The sequence below is a fragment of the Bradyrhizobium sp. STM 3561 genome, from assembly GCF_045571455.1.
GTDB lineage: Bacteria > Pseudomonadota > Alphaproteobacteria > Rhizobiales > Xanthobacteraceae > Bradyrhizobium > Bradyrhizobium vignae.
The window spans coordinates 4,174,601-4,192,991 of the sequence record NZ_CP120695.1 but is presented as its reverse complement, the minus strand read 5'-3'; the positions used below and the strand labels follow the sequence as shown (position 1 = coordinate 4,192,991).

The 18,391-nt window shown below is 65.0% G+C and carries 10 protein-coding genes; 9 read left to right on the top strand and 1 reads right to left on the bottom strand.

Annotated elements, in window-relative coordinates:
• Positions 1-89: 89 nt before the first annotated feature.
• From P6U28_RS20065 to P6U28_RS20040, 6 genes are all read left to right on the top strand, one after another.
• Complete coding sequence (locus P6U28_RS20065) at positions 90-2,342, top strand: flagellar hook-basal body complex protein (RefSeq protein WP_407119662.1); 2,253 nt, start codon at positions 90-92, stop codon at positions 2,340-2,342.
• Between the two features lie 35 nt (positions 2,343-2,377).
• Complete coding sequence (flgK, locus tag P6U28_RS20060; RefSeq protein WP_407119661.1) at positions 2,378-4,261, top strand: flagellar hook-associated protein FlgK; 1,884 nt, start codon at positions 2,378-2,380, stop codon at positions 4,259-4,261.
• 21 nt (positions 4,262-4,282) lie between these two features.
• On the top strand, positions 4,283-6,166 hold the full coding sequence (locus P6U28_RS20055; protein ID WP_407119660.1) for a flagellar protein: 1,884 nt from the start codon (positions 4,283-4,285) through the stop codon (positions 6,164-6,166).
• A 72-nt stretch (positions 6,167-6,238) separates the two neighbouring features.
• Positions 6,239-7,024, top strand: a complete 786-nt coding sequence (locus P6U28_RS20050) for a hypothetical protein (protein ID WP_122402411.1) — start codon at positions 6,239-6,241, stop codon at positions 7,022-7,024.
• A gap of 53 nt (positions 7,025-7,077) precedes the next feature.
• Entirely contained in the window at positions 7,078-8,331 is a 1,254-nt protein-coding gene (locus P6U28_RS20045) for a hypothetical protein (protein WP_407119659.1), read from the top strand.
• The gene (locus P6U28_RS20040) at positions 8,328-9,827 is read left to right on the top strand and encodes a pyridoxal phosphate-dependent decarboxylase family protein (protein ID WP_407119658.1); all 1,500 of its coding nucleotides are present in this window, start codon (positions 8,328-8,330) and stop codon (positions 9,825-9,827) included. Before P6U28_RS20045 ends, P6U28_RS20040 begins: the two co-directional genes overlap by 4 nt.
• A 77-nt stretch (positions 9,828-9,904) precedes the next feature.
• Here P6U28_RS20040 and flbT read toward each other — a convergent pair whose 3' ends face one another.
• Positions 9,905-10,345 (bottom strand): flagellar biosynthesis repressor FlbT, encoded by a 441-nt coding sequence (flbT, locus tag P6U28_RS20035; RefSeq protein ID WP_407119657.1) that lies wholly within the window; start codon positions 10,343-10,345, stop codon positions 9,905-9,907.
• Between the two features lie 319 nt (positions 10,346-10,664).
• On the opposite strand from flbT, the gene P6U28_RS20030 reads away from it, so the two are divergent.
• The 3 genes from P6U28_RS20030 to P6U28_RS20020 all read left to right on the top strand — a co-directional run bounded on the left by P6U28_RS20030 (position 10,665) and on the right by P6U28_RS20020 (position 18,170).
• On the top strand, positions 10,665-12,938 hold the full coding sequence (locus tag P6U28_RS20030; RefSeq protein WP_407119656.1) for a DUF1522 domain-containing protein: 2,274 nt from the start codon (positions 10,665-10,667) through the stop codon (positions 12,936-12,938).
• A gap of 358 nt (positions 12,939-13,296) precedes the next feature.
• Complete coding sequence (locus P6U28_RS20025) at positions 13,297-15,570, top strand: DUF1522 domain-containing protein (protein WP_407119655.1); 2,274 nt, start codon at positions 13,297-13,299, stop codon at positions 15,568-15,570.
• A 326-nt stretch (positions 15,571-15,896) separates the two neighbouring features.
• The gene (locus P6U28_RS20020) at positions 15,897-18,170 is read left to right on the top strand and encodes a DUF1522 domain-containing protein (RefSeq protein ID WP_407119654.1); all 2,274 of its coding nucleotides are present in this window, start codon (positions 15,897-15,899) and stop codon (positions 18,168-18,170) included.
• Positions 18,171-18,391: the final 221 nt, after the last annotated feature.

Below are 18,391 nucleotides of genomic sequence, written 5' to 3'. Positions count from 1 at the left end.
ATACCCGCATTGGCATAGCCCTTGCGACTGTCTCTTCCGACTGCGGCCATGGTCGACCGGCCGCCGAGACCGGATTTGGAGACAAAGTTATGGGTATCTTCGATGCAATGAACACCTCGGTGGGTGGCCTGCAGGCGCAGTCCTACGCGCTGCAGAACATTTCCGGCAACATCGCGAACTCATCCACCACCGGTTACAAGGGCATCGGCACCAGCTTCGTCGATCTCATTCCGGACGCCGCGGTGCCGAGCAAGCAGGTCGCGGGCGGCGTGACGGCCAACGCCAAGGCGACCATCACCACGCAAGGCACGATCTCCTCGTCCACCGTCGCCACCAACATGGCGATCACCGGCGACGGCTTCTTCTCGATCCAGAAAGCAACCAGCATCGTCGACAACCAGCCGGTGTTCAACAGCGTCACCTATTACACCCGGCGCGGCGACTTCCAGCTCAATGCAAACGGCAACCTGGTCAACGGCGCCGGCTATTACTTGATGGGCGTCACGGTGGACCCGAAGACCGGCAATCCGACCGGCAGCGTGGCGAACGTCCTGCAATTCCAGAACAACTTCATTCCGGCGCAGGCGACCACCTCGATCCAGTACGCGGCAAACCTGCCGACCCAGCCGAACACCGTGGCGAAAACGACCGCGTCGAGCGGCACGCTGCTGGCGGCCGGCGGACTGAACCCTTCCGATTTCGCGGCCAACCCGCTGCCGGTCGGCACGCCGCCGGCGCCCTATGCCAACGCAACGGTGTCAGGCGCGGCTGCAACCGGCAACGTCCGCTCGGCTTACTCTTCGACGACGGGCACGGGCACGGTTGCACTCCAGAACAATTCGTCGGCGGTGGCCTCGACAACCACCTCCCTTGACAATACCGCCGGCACCCATCTTGCCTCCAGCATTCTGACCGCATTGAGCGGTCAGACGCTCACCATCAACGGCAACACCATCACGTTCAACGGCGGCACCACGGTGACGACCGTCGGCAACAACACTACGATCGGTCTCGGCGCAGGCACCACGGCCACGGTGGCCAACATCCTGAACGCGATCCAGACTGCCGGCGGCGCCGGCGTCACCGCTTCGCTCTCGGTGAGTGGCAATATCCAGATCTCGACCGGCACCGGCACCGACGTGGCGATCGGCAGCGGCACGGCGGCCACCGCTCTCGGCATCAGCAGCGTGACGCGCGGCGGCAATGTGCTGTCCTCGCCCGCGATTTCGGGCGCGACGGTGCTGAGTGGCACTGCGACAGCCGGCGGCGCCCAGGTGCTCACATCCGGCTTCTCCGCCGGCGATACCATCACCGTCAATGGTCAGACGCTGACCTTCATGAGCTCGGGCGCTTCGGGCCCGAACCAGATCAACGTCACCGACAACATCACGACCCTGCTCGGTAAGATCGACGCGCTCTCCGGCGCCTCGGGGTCGTCGGTCAGCAGCGGCGGCGTGATCACGCTCAACACCGGCACCGTTTCGAACCTGACGGTGTCCAGCTCCAACAGCGCTGCCTTCTCGGCGCTCGGCTTCACCTCGACGATCACCAAGAATCGCGACGGTGGCGGCACGGCCGGCACCGGCGGCGTGATCGGCAACGACATCGCCACCTTCACCAAGGAATCGATCAGCGGCGGCGCGGTGACGGCCTACAATGCCGCGGGCACGCCGGTGAACCTGCAATTGCGCTGGGCCAAGACCGACAGCGCCTCGCTGGGCGCGGGTCATTCCGATAGCTGGAACCTGTTCTACCAGACCGACCCGAACGCGACCGGCACGACCGTCGGCTGGGTCAACACCGGTCAGACCTTCACCTTCGCGGCCGACGGCTCGCTGACCTCGCCGAGCGGCTCGGGCATCACCATCAACAATGTCACCGTCAGCGGCCAGTCGCTCGGCTCGGTCGCCTTCAACATCTCCTCGGGCGGGCTGACGCAATACGCCAGCACCAGCGGCGCGGTGACCATCAACACCATCACCCAGAACGGCTATGCCGCCGGTCAGCTCCGCTCGGTCGCCGTCAACAACAACGGCCTTGTGGTCGGCACCTTCTCCAACGGCCAGAACCTCGATCTCGCGCAGGTGCAGCTGTCGCACTTCAACGGCACCAACTACCTGAAGGCCCTCGACGGCGGCGCTTACGCTGCGACCGAACAGTCGGGACCTGCCATCGACGGCGCCTCGGGCACCATCAGCGGCTCGTCGCTGGAAGGCTCCAACACCGATATCGCCGACGAGTTCACCAAGCTGATCGTGACCCAGCAGGCCTATTCGGCCAACACCAAGGTGATCACGACCGCGAATTCGATGGTGCAGGACCTCTTGAACGTGTTGCGCTGATCGGCGCGTGACGTAACCAAAGGCGGGTCAGTGATATGGGTTTGAGTTCAGCCCTTGCCAGTGCGATGAGCGGCCTGCGTGCCAACCAGGCCGCGCTCTCGATCGTCTCCTCGAACGTCGCGAACTCGCAGACGCCGGGTTACGTCGTCCAGACCCCGAACCAGATCGAGGTCACCACCGGCGATTTCGGCTCGACGGCGATGACGGCCGGCGTCAGCCGCGAGCTCGACAGCTATGTGCTGAACCAGCTGCGGACCGAAACCGGCGGCAGCGGTTACGCCGACCAGATGGCCAACATCCTGAAGCAGCTTCAGAATGTCTACGGCACACCCGGCAACGACGGCACGCTCGAAAGCGCGCTGAACAAATTCACCACGGCGCTCCAGGCGTTGTCGACCAGCTCGGGTGCTTCGTCAGCGCAGACCGTCGCGCTCGGCGCGGCGCAGGCGCTGGCGCAGCAGCTCAACGTCACGACCAAGGGCATCCAGTCGCTGCGCTCCAATGTCGAGCAGGATCTTTCCACTTCGGCGCAGGCTGCCAACGCGGCGATGAAGCAGATCGCCGACATCAACACCAAGCTCCAGGGCCTGTCGGCCAACGACCCCTCGGCCGCGACGCTGATGGATCAGCGTGACCAGGCCATCAACACCTTGTCGAAATATGTCGACGTCCGCGTCACCACCGATAACTCGAACCAGGCCAACATCTACACCACGACCGGCATTCAGCTGGTCGGCGCCGGGCTCGCCTCGGAATTCTCCTTCGCCTCCGCGGGCGCATTGTCGGCGACCTCGCTCTACAACATCGATCCGGCCAAGTCCGGCGTCGGCGCGTTCAACATCAAGCTGCCGAATGGCTCGCAGGTCGACGTCGTCGCCAACAACGTGGTGTCCTCCGGCCAGATCGCCGCCGACCTGAAGCTGCGCGACCAGACGCTGGTGCAGGCGCAGAACCAGGTCGACCAGCTCGCCGCGACGATGGCGAGCGCGCTGTCCGACAAGACCGCGGCCGGCAGCACGGTCTCGGGTCCGCCGGCTGGATTCGATCTCGATCTTGCCGGCGCGCAGCCGGGCAATACGGTCAACATCACCTACACCGACACCGCGACCAACACCCAGCGCCAGATCACGCTCGTCAACGTGACCGACCCGGCCGCGCTGCCGCTCCAGAACGCGACGAACGCCAACCCGATGCGGATCGGCGTCAACTTCTCCGGCGGCATGGGAGCGATCGCCGCTGCGCTCAACACCGCCTTGTCAGGCGCGCATCTGTCGTTCTCCGCCGCGCCATCGCCGGCGACCGCCACGACGCTGCGGGTGACCGACGACAACACCGGCCTTGCCAAGGTCAATTCGGCCTCGACCACCAAGACGATCTCGTCGCTGACCTCGGGCAATCCGCAGCTGCCGCTGTTCACCGATGGCGGCCAGGCGCTCTACACCGGCGCGATCACGGCATCGGGTTCGCAGATGACAGGCCTTGCCGGGCGCATCGCCGTGAACACCCAGCTGGTTTCCGATCCGACCCGGCTGTCGGTCTATAACACCTCGCCGGTGACGCCCGCGGGCGACACCACGCGTTCGGACTATCTCTATTCGCAGCTCACCAGTGCGGTGTTCTCTTATTCGCCGCAGAGCGGCCTCGGCTCGGCGAGCCAGCCTTTCACCGGCAGCGTCTCGAACTTCCTCCAGCAGTTCCTGAGCGTCCAGGCCAATGCCGCGACCCAGGCGACGCAGCTCCAGCAGGGCCAGAGCGTCGTGGTCTCGACGCTCCAGGCCAAGTTCGACTCGACCTCCAAAGTCAATCTGGACTCGGAGATGTCGAACCTGATCCAGCTTCAGAATGCCTATGCCGCCAACGCCCACGTCATGTCGGTGGTGCAGAGCATGATGAACACGTTGCTCCAGGCTCAAATGTAACAAGGAACAGGGCTCTGAAAGATGTCGATCAGCAGCATCAACTACTCCTCGTCGGTTCTCGGCGCGCAGATCCGCAACATCAATCAGCAGCTCACCGACCTGTCGACGCAGCTTTCGACGGGCAAGCTGTCGCAGAACTATTCCGGCATGGGCACCAACGAGGGCTTTGCGATCGCCGGGCGCACGCAGCTCTCCAACATCGCCGCCTATACCGATACGATCACCAACGTCAACGTCAGCATAAACCTCGCCAATACAGCGCTGCAGTCCTTGACGACGATCCGCACCAACACGCAGACCGGCTCGGCCAGCACGGCGCAGGACCTCAACGTCAACGGCCAGACGGTCGCGCAGAACACGGCCGCGGCCCAGTTCGGCTCGATGGTCGGCGTGCTGAACACGCAGTCCGGCAACCGCTATTTGTTCTCGGGAACGGCGGTCAACACGCAGCCGGTCGCCGATGCCGGCGACATCATCAACGGCACCACGACGCAGGCCGGCTTCAAGACCGTGATGGCGGAGCGCCAGGCCGCCGACTTAGGGGCGAACGGCATGGGCCGGCTGGTGCAGACGCAGCCGACGCCGAGCTCGGTGCAGGTGTCCGAGGACGTCGCGGGCTCGCCGTTCGGGCTCAAGATCAAGGCGGTGTCCTCGACGCTGACGGGCGCGACCGTGACAGGCCCGAGCGGCTCGCCGGTATCGTTCTCGGTCGATCTCAACGGCGTCAATCCGAACAACGGCGACAAGCTGAGTGTCCAGTTCACGCTGCCGGACGGCACCACCGAGCAGATCGATCTGACCGCGTCCTCGGCGACGCCAACGCCGGTCGGCAGCTTCGCGATCGATGCGAGCACCCCCGTCAATCCGAACAACACCGCGGCGAACCTCAACACCGCGCTGAACACCGCGATCCAGAAGCTCGCCAACACCTCGCTTGTGGCTGCGTCGGCCATGACTGCCGGCGACAATTTCTTCAACACCGCCAGCTCCGCGATCGGCACGCCCAAGACCAACCAGGCGGTCCCATCGGCACCGATCAGCGGTGCAACGGCGCTGTCCGGTACGAGCCCCTCGGACTCGATCTCGCCGGGCTTCGTCGCCGGCGACACCATCACCGTCAACGGCACCACGCTGACCTTCGTGGCCTCGGGCGCGACCGGCAACCAGCTCAACGTCACCGACAGCATCCAGACCCTGCTCGGCAGGATCGACCAGATCACCGGGACGTCGAAGCCCTCGACGGTCCATGGCGGCTCGATCACGATCACCACCGACGATGCGGCGAGCCTCAACATCACGACGTCGAACACCGGCGCGCTGAGTGCGCTCGGTTTCAGTTCGACGCCCGTCACCGCCACGCAGCCGCCATTGCGCGTCGGCTCCTCGCCTGCGAGCTCGGCGACCACGCTGGCGAACGGGTCGGCGACCACCGTGAAATGGTACCTCGGCAATGACGGGCCCGGCTCGCCGCGCTCGACAGCGATGGCGCGGGTCGACGATGCCGTCACGGTGCAGTATGGCGCCCAGGCGAACGAGGATGCGATCCGCCGGCAATTGCAGGCGATCGCGGTGTTCGGGACGTTTTCGACGACGCCTGGTGGGCAGTATTCCGGCGGGCAGGTCTCGGCGTTGAGCCTGCGGGTGACGCAGGCGCTGACCCAGCAGCCCGGCCAGCAGCGCATCGAGGACATCCAGACCGACATCGCGATGGCCCAGAACACGATGAAGGACGCGACCACGCGCCAGACCCAGGCCAAGGCGCAGCTGCAGACCATCATCGACCAGGCGGAATCGGCTTCGCCCGACCAGGTGGCGAGCGAGATCCTGGCGCTTCAGAACGCGCTGCAGGCGTCCTACCAGGTGACCTCGAACCTCGCGCAGCTCTCGCTCGTCAAGTTCCTGTAAGGGGACACGTTAAGACGTCGTTAACCATGCCTGTTTACCTCTTGGTGAGGATTGCAGGGGGCGGAGCGATCGATGTCGGACAAGATGCAATTGGTGGTGGCCACGCCTTGCTTCGGCGGGCAGGTGTCGAGCATCTACGCGAGCTCGATCTTCGCGCTGCAGCGCGCCGTGCACGGCATGTCCAATCTCGAGCTCAAGGTACATTTGCGCGACGGCGATGCGCTGATCACGAGGGCGCGGGCCAACCTGGTCGCGATGTTCCTGGACGACCCCAAGGCAACGCATTTCCTGTTCATCGATGCCGACATCGGCTTCAAGCCGGAGCAGGTGTTCCGGCTGATCGAATGCGGCGCTGACGTCGTCGCCGGCTGCTATCCGATCAAGCGGGTCAACTGGGACAAGGCCGCGCGTGCAATACAGTCAGGTCGGGCCGACGTGCCCGCCGCCTCGCTCGACTACGTGCTCGAGATCGAGGATCCCGACCGCATCGTCGTGGTCAACGGCTTTACCCGCGTGCGTTATGCGGGCACGGGCTTCCTGATGATCCGGCGTCACGTGCTCGAGGCGATGTGCCGCCATCCCAACTACGCCGGCCTGCAATTCTTTCGCGAGCATTCGCATGACACGCTTGCGGCGAGCCAGAACCGTTTCGCGCTGTTCGAGTGCATGATCGATCCGGCGACCGGCACGTATCTCTCCGAGGATTTCGCCTTCTGCAAGCGCTGGACCGACATCGGCGGCGAGATCTGGGCCGACATTCAGAGCTCGCTCGATCACGTCGGGCCGTCGGTGTTCCGCGGCGACATCGCCTCGCAATTCGCGCCGGCGCCCGCGGCGGTGGCCGATGCCGCGGCGTGAGCGGTCCGGGATGAGCGGCTGCTTCGCGGTGAGCTCCGCGTTCGAGGTGTGAGATGCAGCATCCAGCTTCCGCGCCGATCGCTCTGACCGCGGCGAACTATGCCGACCGCGTCGGCTTTGCGCGGCTGACGCGCCAGGCCTTCGAGGGCGTCGATCTGCATCCGTTGCGCAACCAGCTCGTGGCACGGATCGCGGCAGGGACGGCGCTCGCGGGCGAAGGGCTGGATCTGTCGTTGATCACCCAGCTTCTGGGCGACAAGGATCGGGGGCTTGCGATCCAGTCCGAGGTGCTGACCTTCCATCAATTGTTCCGGACGCCCAGCGCCGCTCCGAAGCCGGGCTTGCGCCTGCTCGCGCTGGCAGCCGACATCGACATGGGCGGCAACACACCGATCGATTTCCTGCTCGAAGGCTCCGACGTCGAGCTATTGACCCTTTATGTGGTCAAGGGCGTCGGCCTGCCGGAAACCTTGCCCGAGCACGACGTTGCCATCGTGGTCGCGTCCGATTCGGAGGAATGCCGCGAAGCGCTCGCGCTGATCGAAAAAGCCGCGCCGCACTGGCCGCGGCCGCTGCTCAACCGCCCCGATCGGATCGGCAATCTCGATCGCGACAAGCTGTATCGGCTGCTGGCTGGTGTGCCGGGTCTGGACATTCCCGCGACCATCCACGCAACGCGCGCGCAATTGTCGGATCTTTCGCGAGGTCAGATCGCCTGCGAGGACATCGCAGGCGAACTGCACTTTCCGATCATCGCGCGGCCGCGCGGCTCGCACGCCGGCGTCGGCCTCGCAAAGCTCGATCATGCGGCGGCGCTCGCGGCCTATCTCGCCGGACGGACAGAACAGGACTTCTTCGTCGCACGCTTCGTCGACTATGTGAGCCCCGACGGGCTCTATCGCAAGTATCGTCTCGCCATGGTCGACGGCAAGCCTTACGCCTGCCACATGGCGATCGCCGATCGCTGGGACATCTGGTATCTCAACGCCTACATGGTGCTCAGCGAGGAGAAGCGCGCGGAGGAAGCCGTCTTCATGCGCGACTTCGACCACGCCTTCGCCTTGCGCCATGGAAGCGCGCTCGAAGAGATGAGCCGGCGCGTCGGGCTCGACTATTTCATCGTCGATTGCGCCGAGAACGAAAAGCGCGAGTTGCTGGTGTTCGAGGCCGACAACACCGCCGTCGTGCACAACATGGATTCGCCCGTCGTGTTTCCTTACAAGCCGCCGCAGATGCGCAAGATCTTTGCCGCGTTCACGACGATGCTGTCGCGGCATGCAAATTCGGGCAAGGAGAGCGCAGCATGAACGAGATCATCCGGGGCACGCAAGGCTCCGTCACGAGCACCTCGCTCGATCCGCAGGATTGGAGCGAATTTCGCGCGCTGGCCCATCGCATGCTGGACGAGACCATCGACGGCATTGCCAACGTTCGATCGCGCCCCGTCTGGCGCCCGATCCCCGACGACGCTCGTGCGGCATTCAAGGCCGACGTGCCGCGCGAGGCGAGCGAGCTCGCCGAGGTCTACCGCGAGTTCGCCGAGCATGTCGCGCCCTATGCGACCGGCAACGTCCATCCAGGCTTCATGGGCTGGGTGCATGGCGGCGGAACCGCGGTCGGCATGCTCGCGGAAATGCTTGCGGCAGGCCTCAACGCCAATCTCGGCGGGCGCGACCACATGCCGATCGAGGTCGAGCGCCAGATCGTCGACTGGATGCGCCGCCTGTTTCTCTTTCCGGACAGCGCGAGCGGCATCTTCGTCACGGGCACGTCCATGGCCAATCTGATGGCGGTGCTGGTGGCGCGCACGGCTGCGCTCGGCACGCTGGCGCGGCAGCACGGCATCGGCAATGACGGTGCGCTGCTCACGGCCTACACGTCGCAGGCCGCGCATGGCTGCATATCGAGGGCGATGGACATTGCCGGGCTCGGCACCGATGCGCTGCGCAAGATCGCTGTCGATGCCGATCATCGCATCGACGTTGCCGCGCTGCGTGCGCAGATCGCCGTTGATCGCGAGGTCGGCTTCAGGCCGTTCCTGGTGGTCGCGTCCGCTGGTACGGTCGATATCGGTGCGATCGACGACCTCAGGGCAATTGCTGAGCTGTGCCGCGAGGAAGGAATCTGGTTTCACGTCGACGGAGCTTTCGGCGCGCTCGCGATCCTGTCCCCCGAGCTTGCGCATCTGCTCGGCGGCATCGAGCTCGCGGATTCCATCGCGCTCGATTTTCACAAATGGGGGCAGGTGCCTTACGACGCAGGCTTCCTGCTGGTCCGCGACGGCGAGCAGCATCGGCAGGCCTTTGCGCAGCCGGCGGCCTATCTGCGCCGCGAGGCGAGGGGGCTTGCAGCGGGCGCGGTCTGGCCCTGCGATCTCGGCCCCGATCTGTCGCGCGGCTTTCGTGCACTGAAGACGTGGTTCACGCTGAAGACGTTCGGCACCGATCGGCTCGGTGCGGTGATCGCGCGAAGCTGCGCGCTGGCAAAGTATCTCGAGGCGCGCGTGCTGGCCGAGCCGCGGCTGGAATTGCTGGCGCCGGTCAATCTCAATATCGTCTGCTTCCGCTACCGTGCCGATGATGCGGTCAATCGCGAGATCGTCGCCGATGTCCAGGAGTCCGGGCTCGCCGCGCCGTCGAGCACGACGCTGGACGGCAGGTTTGCGATCCGCGCAGCGATCGTCAATCACCGCACCGAGAAGGCGGACATCGATGCGCTGATTGCGGCCGTGCTGGAGTTCGGCGGACGGCGGAGCAGCGGCGGACTGATCGAGATCGAGGCGCCGCCGCTCGCGGCGCAGTAGCATTGATGCATGCCTGAAACGAACAACGGCCCCGGAGGCGATCCGGGGCGCGTTGTCGTTCGCGCGAAGGCGTGTGGTCAGGCGGCGGAGCTCACGTCGGTCTTGTCCGCGTCCGCCTTCGGATGCGCGGCCGCGTACTGATCTCGCAGCTTCTCTTCATAGGCAATCAGCTTGCGGGCGTCCTTCAGCGCCCGGTAGAGGTCGCCGTTCAGGATGTTGTTGTTGATGCCTTCGATGATCGGCCAGGAGCTCGGCACCGCGGTGACGATGTCGCGCACCAGGTTGAAATAGGTGCCGTGCTGGGTCTGCGGATCCGGCGAGATGTACATGAGCTGGACCGCCAGATAGACGAGCTTGGCGGGCGTATTGGCAGTCTCCGGCGTGAGGATGTCGCGCTCGCGCAGGATCGGCACGTTGTCGCCGTCGATCAAGAGGCGAGCGCGCTGGTCCGTGTTGGTAATCACGCAGTTACCGACGATGATGCGTTCGTGCGGTCTGAGCTCGACCTTGAGGGCCATGCCTGTTCTCCATCAACGCTTTCGTAACCGAGCGTTCGTTGCGGCTCATCAAGGCCTGATTCTCGCTTGCAATTAGTTAACGAGCTGTAAATCACCGGCATTCCCGCCAAAAAGCTCAGCTTTGTCAATGTCATATGCGTGCGGCAGTGCGGCGATGCGCGCAGCTGCCTCGCCCGAATCACGCAGGCCCCGGCAAAAGCACGGAGTTCATTTCATGTTTCGTTAGAGGTCTCAGCGCCACGGTCCGCCGGTCGCTGGGTCATCGCGATCTCAGCAGACGCGTAACAGTAGCGTCGTTTACCAGAAAGGTAACAGAGTCATGTCCGGTATCGTTCTCTCCGCGTCGGTTCGTCAGAACCTGCTCTCCCTCCAGTCCACCGCCGATCTCCTCGCCACGACGCAGAGCCGTCTGTCGACCGGCAAGAGCGTCAACTCGGCCCTCGACAACCCCACCAACTTCTTCACCGCCCAGTCGCTCGACAACCGCGCCAGCGACATCAACAACCTGCTCGACGGCATCGCCAACGGCGTGCAGGTGCTGCAGGCCGCCAACACCGGCATCACCTCGCTGCAGAAGCTGATCGACAGCGCCAAGTCGATCGCCAACCAGGCGCTGCAGACCACGGTCGGCTACTCCACCAAGTCCAACGTCTCCGCCACGATTTCGGGGGCGACGGCTTCGGACCTGCGCGGCACCACCTCCTATGCCAGCGCGACCGCGCTGAGCAACGTGCTCTATAGCGGCGCTGCGGGCGGCACCACCGCCGCGACGGGCAGCACGACCATCGGCGCCACCGCGGGCACCTTCGCGAACACGACGGCGGTGAAGGCGGCCGACGGCACCACCAACCTGACCGGCACCGCGACCCTGATCGGCACCGCCGGCGGTGCGGGCGTGGTCGGCTCGTCCCCGGCGGACGGCGACACGCTGACCGTCAACGGCAAGACCATCACCTTCCGCGCCGGGTCTGCACCGGCGGCAGCCTCGGCCCCGACTGGTTCGGGCGTCAGCGGCAACCTCGTGACCGACGGCAACGGCAACACCACCGTCTATCTCGGCACCACCGCCACACCGGCGGCGACGGTCAGCGACCTCCTGACCGCGATCGATCTCGCCAGCGGCGTGAAGACCTCGGTCATCTCCAACGGTGCCGCGACGATCTCCACCAGCGTCGGCCAGACGGCTTCGAGCAGCGCTGCCGGTATCACGACGATCAACAGCTCGACCGGTGCGGATCTGTCCCTGACCGGCAAGGCCGACTTCCTGAAGGCCCTGGGCCTCACCAGTGCAACGGGCGGCGGCAATGCGACGCTGAGCGTCAACCGCACGACGAGCTCGACCTCGCTCGGAGCGTTGATCTCGGACGGCTCGACGCTGAACGTCGACGGCCACGTCATCACCTTCAAGAACGCGCCGGTTCCCGGCTCGACGGGTGCGCCGGCCATTCCGACCGGCTACGGCAAGAGCGGCAACGTGGTCACCGACGGCAACGGCAACTCGACGGTCTACCTGCAGGCCGGCAGCGTGACCGACGTGCTCAACGCCATCGACCTTGCGAGCGGCGTGCAGACTGCGACGATCGCGGCCAACGGCACGGCGACGTTTGCGGCCGCCTCGGGCCAGATCGCTTCCTCGGTCAATGCCTCGGGTCAGCTCAAGCTGTCGACCGGCGTCAATGCCGACCTGTCGATCACCGGCACCGGCAATGCGCTGAATGCGCTCGGCCTTGCCGGCAACACCGGGACTGCGACCGCGTTCACCGCGGCCCGTACCTCCGGCGTCGGCGGCATCAGCGGCAAGACCTTGACCTTCACCTCCTTCAACGGCGGCACGGCGGTCAACGTCACCTTCGGCGACGGCACCAACGGCACGGTCAAGACGCTCGATCAGCTCAATGCGAAGCTTCAGGCCAACAACCTGTCCGCGACGATCGACGCCAACGGCCTGCTGACGATCTCGACCACCAACGACTACGCGTCCTCGACCATCGGATCGAGCGCCGCGGGTGGTGCGATCGGCGGTACGCTGACGAGCGCGCTGACCTTCTCGACGGCTTCCACCCCCGTCCAGGACACGGTTGCGCAGACGGCCCGGGCCAATCTGGTCAACCAGTACAACAACATCCTGAACCAGATCGACACGACGGCGCAGGACTCCTCGTTCAACGGCGTCAACCTCTTGAACGGCGACCAGCTCAAGCTGGTGTTCGACGAGACCGGCAAGTCGAGCCTGAACATCACCGGCGTGACCTACAACTCCAAGGGTCTCGGCCTTGCTGCGCTGACCAGCGGTGTCGACTTCATCGACAACGCCGCCACCAACAAGGTGCTGACCAACCTGAACGCCGCCTCGAGCACGCTGCGTTCGGAAGCTTCGAGCCTCGGTTCGAACCTTTCGGTGGTGCAGGTTCGTCAGGACTTCAACAAGAGCCTGATCAACGTGCTGCAGACCGGTTCGTCCAACCTGACCCTGGCCGACACCAACGTCGAAGCGGCCAACAGCCAGGCGCTGTCGACCCGCCAGTCGATCGCGGTCTCCGCGCTGTCGCTGGCCAACCAGTCGCAGCAGAGCGTGCTCCAGCTGCTCCGCTGACAAGCGGACCACATCGCAAGCAAGATCCGGCGGCGGGGCTTCGGCCCCGCCGTTTTGTTTGTGCATCGGCATCCGAGTGCCGCTCGCTAAGAGGGGACAGCGTATTTGGATGCAGCCAATTGCGTACTCTTAGTTATGGTTGACGAGTGGCAAATGCCTCCGCATTGGGCGAGAAAGCCTCGTCTTATCAGAGCGATATACGTGAGCTCGATTGAGCGCGACGCCGCCATATGGTGAATCCGCGCAAGGTTTGGCGCGACGCGCTTTATGCTTTGTTAGCCGTCTGCGTTCACCGTCCGGGCATCGATTAATCCTAATCGAAGTTTTGTTGCGTTGCGTACCAGAAGGGTAACACTCAATGTCCGGTATCGTTCTCTCCGCGTCGGTTCGTCAGAACCTGCTCTCCCTCCAGTCCACCGCCGATCTCCTCGCCACGACGCAGAGCCGTCTGTCGACCGGCAAGAGCGTCAACTCGGCCCTCGACAACCCCACCAACTTCTTCACCGCCCAGTCGCTCGACAACCGCGCCAGCGACATCAACAACCTGCTCGACGGCATCGCCAACGGCGTGCAGGTGCTGCAGGCCGCCAACACCGGCATCACCTCGCTGCAGAAGCTGATCGACAGCGCCAAGTCGATCGCCAACCAGGCGCTGCAGACCACGGTCGGCTACTCCACCAAGTCCAACGTCTCCGCCACGATTTCGGGGGCGACGGCTTCGGACCTGCGCGGCACCACCTCCTATGCCAGCGCGACCGCGCTGAGCAACGTGCTCTATAGCGGCGCTGCGGGCGGCACCACCGCCGCGACGGGCAGCACGACCATCGGCGCCACCGCGGGCACCTTCGCGAACACGACGGCGGTGAAGGCGGCCGACGGCACCACCAACCTGACCGGCACCGCGACCCTGATCGGCACCGCCGGCGGTGCGGGCGTGGTCGGCTCGTCCCCGGCGGACGGCGACACGCTGACCGTCAACGGCAAGACCATCACCTTCCGCGCCGGGTCTGCACCGGCGGCAGCCTCGGCCCCGACTGGTTCGGGCGTCAGCGGCAACCTCGTGACCGACGGCAACGGCAACACCACCGTCTATCTCGGCACCACCGCCACACCGGCGGCGACGGTCAGCGACCTCCTGACCGCGATCGATCTCGCCAGCGGCGTGAAGACCTCGGTCATCTCCAACGGTGCCGCGACGATCTCCACCAGCGTCGGCCAGACGGCTTCGAGCAGCGCTGCCGGTATCACGACGATCAACAGCTCGACCGGTGCGGATCTGTCCCTGACCGGCAAGGCCGACTTCCTGAAGGCCCTGGGCCTCACCAGTGCAACGGGCGGCGGCAATGCGACGCTGAGCGTCAACCGCACGACGAGCTCGACCTCGCTCGGAGCGTTGATCTCGGACGGCTCGACGCTGAACGTCGACGGCCACGTCATCACCTTCAAGAACGCGCCGGTTCCCGGCTCGACGGGTGCGCCGGCCATTCCGACCGGCTACGGCAAGAGCGGCAACGTGGTCACCGACGGCAACGGCAACTCGACGGTCTACCTGCAGGCCGGCAGCGTGACCGACGTGCTCAACGCCATCGACCTTGCGAGCGGCGTGCAGACTGCGACGATCGCGGCCAACGGCACGGCGACGTTTGCGGCCGCCTCGGGCCAGATCGCTTCCTCGGTCAATGCCTCGGGTCAGCTCAAGCTGTCGACCGGCGTCAATGCCGACCTGTCGATCACCGGCACCGGCAATGCGCTGAATGCACTCGGCCTTGCCGGCAACACCGGGACTGCGACCGCGTTCACCGCGGCCCGTACCTCCGGCGTCGGCGGCATCAGCGGCAAGACCTTGACCTTCACCTCCTTCAACGGCGGCACGGCGGTCAACGTCACCTTCGGCGACGGCACCAACGGCACGGTCAAGACGCTCGATCAGCTCAATGCGAAGCTTCAGGCCAACAACCTGTCCGCGACGATCGACGCCAACGGCCTGCTGACGATCTCGACCACCAACGACTACGCGTCCTCGACCATCGGATCGAGCGCCGCGGGTGGTGCGATCGGCGGTACGCTGACGAGCGCGCTGACCTTCTCGACGGCTTCCACCCCCGTCCAGGATACGGTTGCGCAGACGGCGCGTGCCAATCTGGTCAACCAGTACAACAACATCCTCCAGCAGATCGACTCGACGGCGCAGGACTCCTCGTTCAACGGCGTCAATCTCTTGAACGGCGACCAGCTCAAGCTGGTGTTCGACGAGACCGCCAAGTCGAGCCTGAGCATCACCGGCGTGACCTACAACTCCAAGGGTCTCGGCCTTGCTGCGCTGACCAGCGGTGTCGACTTCATCGACAACGCCGCCACCAACAAGGTGCTGACCAACCTGAACGCCGCCTCGAGCACGCTGCGCTCGGAAGCTTCGGCTCTGGGCTCGAACCTGACCATCGTGCAGGTTCGTCAGGACTTCAACAAGAACCTGATCAACGTGCTGCAGACCGGCTCGTCCAACCTGACCCTGGCCGACACCAACGTCGAGGCGGCCAACAGCCAGGCGCTGTCGACCCGCCAGTCGATCGCGGTCTCCGCGCTGTCGCTGGCCAACCAGTCGCAGCAGAGCGTGCTCCAGCTGCTCCGCTGACAAGCGGACCACATCGCAAGCAAGATCCAGCGGCGGGGCTTCGGCCCCGCCGTTTTTTTATTCGTCGCTCGATGTTTCGCGAGGGCAGGCGACCCTTCCGAAAAAGTAACCAGCGGTTATGGTTAATGGAGCGTAAGCGCACAGAAACGCCAATGATTTCAGGCTGATTGCCGATGCCTTACGCGCCTTTCACGCGCTTATGGTGAACCGCCGCTTATGCCGGCGAAACTCGTTTCATCCTTTGTTAGCCATGTCCGCGCAGGCTGCGCCCGTCACTCGATCCGAAGCGATCGAACGAAGACGCGTAAGCCAGAAGGGTAAGAGTCATGTCCGGTATCGTTCTCTCTGCGTCGGTTCGTCAGAACCTGCTCTCTCTCCAGTCCACCGCCGATCTCCTCGCGACCACACAGAGCCGTCTGTCGACCGGCAAGAGCGTCAACTCGGCCCTCGACAATCCCACCAACTATTTCACGGCCCAGTCGCTCGACAACCGCGCCAGCGACATCAACAATCTGCTCGACGGCATCGCCAACGGCGTGCAGGTGCTGCAGGCCGCCAACACCGGCCTGACCTCGCTGCAGAAGCTGATCGACAGCGCCAAGTCGATCGCCAACCAGGCGCTGCAGACCACGGTCGGCTACTCCACCAAGTCCAACGTCTCCACCACGATTTCGGGTGCGACGGCGGCCGACCTGCGCGGCACCACCTCCTATGCCAGCGCGAACGCGTTCAGCAACGTGCTGTATAACGGTACGGCGGGCGGTATCACCGCTGCGACGGGCACCACCACTCTCGGCGCCACCGCGGGCAGCTTCGCGAACACGACGGCGGTGAAGGCGGCCGACGGCACCACCAACCTGACCGGCACCGCGACCCTGATCGGCACCGCCGGCGGTGCGGGCGTGGTCGGCTCGTCCCCGGCGGACGGCGACACGCTGACCGTCAACGGCAAGACCATCACCTTCCGCGCCGGCGCAGCGCCGGCGGCAGCCGCCGTTCCCGCCGGCTCGGGCGTCAGCGGCAATCTCGTGACCGACGGCAACGGCAACACCACCGTCTATCTCGGCACCACCGCCACACCGGCGGCGACGGTCAGCGACCTCCTGACCGCGATCGATCTCGCCAGCGGCGTGAAGACGTCCGTGATCGCAAGCGGCTTGGCGACGATCGCCACCAGCGTCGGCCAGACGGCTTCGAGCAGTGCTGCCGGTATCACGACGATCAACAGCTCGACCGGTGCGGATCTGTCCCTGACCGGCAAGGCCGACTTCCTGAAGGCTCTGGGCCTCACCAGCGCAACGGGCGGCGGCAATGCGTCACTAAGCGTCAACCGCACGACGAGCTCGACCTCGCTCGGAGCGTTGATCTCGGACGGCTCGACGCTGAACGTCGACGGCCACGTCATCACCTTCAAGAACGCGCCGGTCCCCGGCTCGACGGGTGCGCCGGCCATTCCGACCGGCTACGGCAAGAGCGGCAACGTGATCACCGACGGCAACGGCAACTCGACGGTCTACCTGCAGGCCGGCAGCGTCGCCGACGTGCTCAACGCCATCGACCTTGCGAGCGGCGTGCAGACCGCGTCGATCGCAGCCAACGGCACTGCGACGCTGAACACTGCAACCGGCGTCAGCAAGTCGTCGATCAATACCAGCGGCCAGCTCCAGCTCTCGACCGGTATCAACGCCGACCTCTCGATCACCGGGACCGGCAATGCACTGGCGGTGTTTGGACTGTCGGGCAACACCGGAAACGCCACCGCGTTCTCCGCCGCCCGCACCTCCGGCATCGGCGGCATCAGCGGCAAGACCTTGACCTTCACCTCCTTCAACGGCGGCACGGCGGTCAACGTCACCTTCGGCGACGGCACCAACGGCACGATCAAGACGCTCGATCAGCTCAATGCGAAGCTTCAGGCCAACAACCTGTCCGCGACGATCGACGCCAACGGCCTGCTGACCATCACCGCCTCCAACGACTACGCATCCTCGACGCTCGGCTCGACGACCGCAGGCGGTGCGATCGGCGGCACGCTGACGAGCGCGCTGACCTTCTCGACGGCTTCCACCCCCGTTCAGGACGCAGTAGCCCAGACGGCCCGGGCAAATCTGGTCAACCAGTACAACAACATCCTGAACCAGATCGACACGACGGCGCAGGACTCCTCGTTCAACGGCGTCAACCTCCTGAACGGCGACCAGCTCAAGCTGGTGTTCGACGAGACCGCCAAGTCGAGCCTGAGCATCACCGGCGTGACCTACAACTCCAAGGGTCTCGGTCTCGCCGCGCTCACGATTGGCGTCGACTTCATCGACAATGCCGCCGCCAACAGGGTGCTGACCAATCTGAACGCCGCCTCGAGCACGCTGCGCTCGGAGGCATCGAGCCTCGGTTCGAACCTCTCGGTGGTGCAGATCCGTCAGGACTTCAACAAGAACCTCATCAACGTGCTGCAGACCGGCTCGTCCAACCTGACCCTGGCCGACACCAACGTCGAGGCGGCCAACAGCCAGGCGCTGTCGACCCGTCAGTCGATCGCGGTGTCCGCGCTGTCGCTGGCCAACCAGTCGCAGCAGAGCGTGCTCCAGCTGCTCCGCTAATAAACGACTGAAATCGTAGATAAAAACCGAGGGCGGCGGGGCCATTTTGCCCCGCCGCTCCTTTTTGCGTTCGAAAACGGGCAGGGGGCGTTCACCGGCCGTTAACCCTATCGCTTAAACCGGCGTTAACCATACTTTAAAGGACACCTCCTAGAACTGGACAAAAGCCCCGCTTTGCAGACCGCGCGGCCGATTCGTATCCGGTTCAAGAGGAAGACTCG

Coding starts and splice junctions, on each gene's coding strand:
- P6U28_RS20065 (WP_407119662.1), top strand. CDS start 90: ATGGGTATCTTCGATGCAATGAACACCTCGGTGGGTGGCCTGCAGGCG.
- flgK (WP_407119661.1), top strand. CDS start 2,378: ATGGGTTTGAGTTCAGCCCTTGCCAGTGCGATGAGCGGCCTGCGTGCC.
- P6U28_RS20055 (WP_407119660.1), top strand. CDS start 4,283: ATGTCGATCAGCAGCATCAACTACTCCTCGTCGGTTCTCGGCGCGCAG.
- P6U28_RS20050 (WP_122402411.1), top strand. CDS start 6,239: ATGTCGGACAAGATGCAATTGGTGGTGGCCACGCCTTGCTTCGGCGGG.
- P6U28_RS20045 (WP_407119659.1), top strand. CDS start 7,078: ATGCAGCATCCAGCTTCCGCGCCGATCGCTCTGACCGCGGCGAACTAT.
- P6U28_RS20040 (WP_407119658.1), top strand. CDS start 8,328: ATGAACGAGATCATCCGGGGCACGCAAGGCTCCGTCACGAGCACCTCG.
- flbT (WP_407119657.1), bottom strand. CDS start 10,345: ATGGCCCTCAAGGTCGAGCTCAGACCGCACGAACGCATCATCGTCGGT.
- P6U28_RS20030 (WP_407119656.1), top strand. CDS start 10,665: ATGTCCGGTATCGTTCTCTCCGCGTCGGTTCGTCAGAACCTGCTCTCC.
- P6U28_RS20025 (WP_407119655.1), top strand. CDS start 13,297: ATGTCCGGTATCGTTCTCTCCGCGTCGGTTCGTCAGAACCTGCTCTCC.
- P6U28_RS20020 (WP_407119654.1), top strand. CDS start 15,897: ATGTCCGGTATCGTTCTCTCTGCGTCGGTTCGTCAGAACCTGCTCTCT.